This window comes from Streptomyces sp. NPDC096193 (assembly GCF_040302905.1).
Classification (GTDB): Bacteria; Actinomycetota; Actinomycetes; order Streptomycetales; family Streptomycetaceae; genus Streptomyces.
The window spans coordinates 1-2,495 of sequence record NZ_JBEOSJ010000065.1; the positions used below are offsets into that span (position 1 = coordinate 1).

Here is a 2,495-nt window from a genome sequence, read left to right on the forward strand (position 1 = left end):
CCCTGCCTTCATGCGCCGACCGCACCACGATCACCCGATCAGGAACCCTGTTCGACCAGGCAAGCCCGCTGATCGGAAAGCGGATGGCTTCTCAGTACAGCTACAGCGCCACAGGGAGCGTTGAGTCAGCCCAGTGGCCGCAAACGCACGCAGCAGCAGAGGCGACCGGAGACCGCGCCTACAACGGCACACTCGTGAAGAGCTGTGGAGCCGTGCGTTACGAGCACGATGCTCAAGGACGGGTTGTCCTACGGCAGAAGAAGCGACTGTCCCGCAAGCCGGAGACGTGGCGCTACGTGTGGGACGCTGAGGACCGTCTCGTCTCCGTGACCACGCCTGACGGTTCGACGTGGCGTTATGTGTATGACGGACTCGGCTGACGTTTCGCGAAGCAGCTACTGAGCGACGACGGGCAGACTCTCGCAGAGCAGGTGACCTTTACGTGGGACGGGTCGGTCGTTTGCGAGCAGACCACCGACGCTACCGGCCTGCCTCACCCGGTCACCATCATCTGGGACCACGATGGGCTCCAGCCGCTGCTGCAGCTCGAACGGATCATGGACGAGAAGGACTCCCAGCAGGAGTTCGACCGGCGGTTCTTCGCCATCGTCACCGATCTTGTAGGAACTCCGACGGCGTTGATCGACGAATACGGCCGCCGTGCCTGGCGGGCTCGCGCCACCATTTGGGGGCTCACCGCATGGGCCACGAACAGCAGCACCTACACCCCATTGCGGTTCCCGGGCCAGTACGCCGACCTTGAGACAGGGTTGCACTACAACTACCACCGCTACTACGACCCCGAGACAGCCTGCTACACCAGCCAGGACCCCCTCGGCCTTGCTGCATCGCCCAACCCTTCGGCCTATGTCCCCAACCCTCTGACCGGGACCGACCCGCTTGGTCTGATCCCCGGCGAGGACGCCGCCAAGATCGCTGCGTCCAAACAAGAAACAGTCCTGGGCAAAGAGCTGCCCCGGCGCACCGAGGCCAGCGTGGGAACTGCGCAGAACTTCTCGTACAAGAAGACGTTCTTCGCGGAGCACCCAGAGCTCAAGGGCAAAGTTGTCGTTCACCATGCGATCGAGCAGCAGGTTCTCAACAGATACCCAGGTTTGTTCAGGCCCGAAGAAATCCACTCCCTAGAGAATCTGCGTGGCATCCCCAAGGGTGACATCAACAGCAGGGTCCACCTGAGTGAAATACGCGTCGAGTGGAACAGATTCTACGAGTCCCACCCCAACCCCACTCGCCAAGAGGTGCTCGATCACGCGACGAAGGTTGACGATAGGCTGGGAAACTGGTTCAGCCCGAGAATCCGATAGCCCTATGTGTGCGATTTCCTAGGAGGAAGAATGTGGCGTGAGCTCGTAGAGCAGTACGACGGTACGGAACTGCAGGATCCGACAACTCCAGAAGAGCTGCGGGAACTAGAACAAGCGCTGGGTCAGACACTGCCCGACCCTCTGCGTGAGCTGCTTCTCGAGTCCAACGGCGTTATGGACGAAGACGGAACCGATGTCATCTGGACCGCGGCGAAGATCCGCGACAGCAACCAGCAGTTCAGGTCGAATGACTCATTTCGTCACCTGTACATGCCTTTCGACTCTCTGATGTTCTTTGGTGACAACGGGGGCGGTGATCAGTTCGCCTTTCCTCGATCTCCGGAGCGGGTCGACGTGTTCGTGTGGGACCACGAGAACGACAGCCGCACCTGGGTGGCGCCCGCTCTCGAGGCGTATCTGCGCAATGCTCTCGAGAGCGCAGGAGAGAACTGGTACCGCTGAGAAAATCTACTAGGCCGTCTCTTTCGGATCTTGCATGAACACGGAAGCCTGCGACCCAGTCGAGTTGGCCGCCCTCCGCGAGATCTTCGCGTCCCGTCCCGAGGTGGTGCCGCCAGTCGGATCGGAGGCGGTGCGGTCCTTCGAGGCGGAGCACGGCATCTTGCTCCTGGTGCCGTACCGCACATTCGTGGCGGAGATCTGCGACGGACTGCGTGCGGGACCGCCCTACTACGGTCTGCTGCCCCTCGCGCAAATGCCCTCGGACTGGGGCTCGGACCGCCCAGAGCGCCTGCTTGCCGAGCCTTTTCCGCTCACGGCGGCATGGCTGTGGGAGGCGGAGGGCGGCGAGGCGGCGCTGTCTGAGCAGGAGTTCGAAGACCTGATGGACTCCGTGTTCGACCACGGCTCACTGCTGCTGGGCACCGACGGCTGCGGCATGTGCACCTGATCGTCACCGGCCCGCAGCGCGGTCACGTCTGGCTGATCGACGAGAACGGCGCGATGCCCTTCGGCACCCGGCCGGGCACCTCCCTGATGCCGGGCACGCCCCTAAGGGGTGGGGCATAGCGGTCGTGGCCTGGAGTGTGATCGCTGTGCTGTTTATGGGGACGACTGAACCTCTTTCATCCTGAATACGTGCAGGTCATGAGGGTGTGGATGGCCTGGACGATGGTGCCGATGCGACGAGTGGAGCATCTGGCCCGCCGA

The 2,495-nt window shown here is 62.4% G+C and carries 2 protein-coding genes and 3 pseudogenes; 4 read left to right on the forward strand and 1 reads right to left on the reverse strand.

Annotated features, from left to right (window positions below; translation table 11 throughout):
• The 4 genes and pseudogenes from ABTX78_RS36240 to ABTX78_RS36050 form a co-directional block, all read left to right on the forward strand.
• Positions 1-380, forward strand: a 380-nt coding sequence (locus ABTX78_RS36240; RefSeq protein ID WP_502994067.1) for a hypothetical protein, incomplete at its 5' end; no start/stop codon positions are given.
• Positions 381-587: 207 nt separating this feature from the next.
• A pseudogene (locus ABTX78_RS36245) lies at positions 588-926 on the forward strand (RHS repeat-associated core domain-containing protein); the annotation flags it as partial.
• Between the two features lie 429 nt (positions 927-1,355).
• The gene (locus ABTX78_RS36045) at positions 1,356-1,787 is read left to right on the forward strand and encodes an SMI1/KNR4 family protein (protein ID WP_352210975.1); all 432 of its coding nucleotides are present in this window, start codon (positions 1,356-1,358) and stop codon (positions 1,785-1,787) included.
• Between the two features lie 34 nt (positions 1,788-1,821).
• Positions 1,822-2,354 (forward strand): annotated as a pseudogene (locus tag ABTX78_RS36050) (SMI1/KNR4 family protein).
• A gap of 56 nt (positions 2,355-2,410) precedes the next feature.
• On the opposite strand, the pseudogene ABTX78_RS36055 reads toward ABTX78_RS36050, so the two are convergent.
• Positions 2,411-2,495: pseudogene (locus ABTX78_RS36055) on the reverse strand (IS5/IS1182 family transposase); the annotation flags it as partial.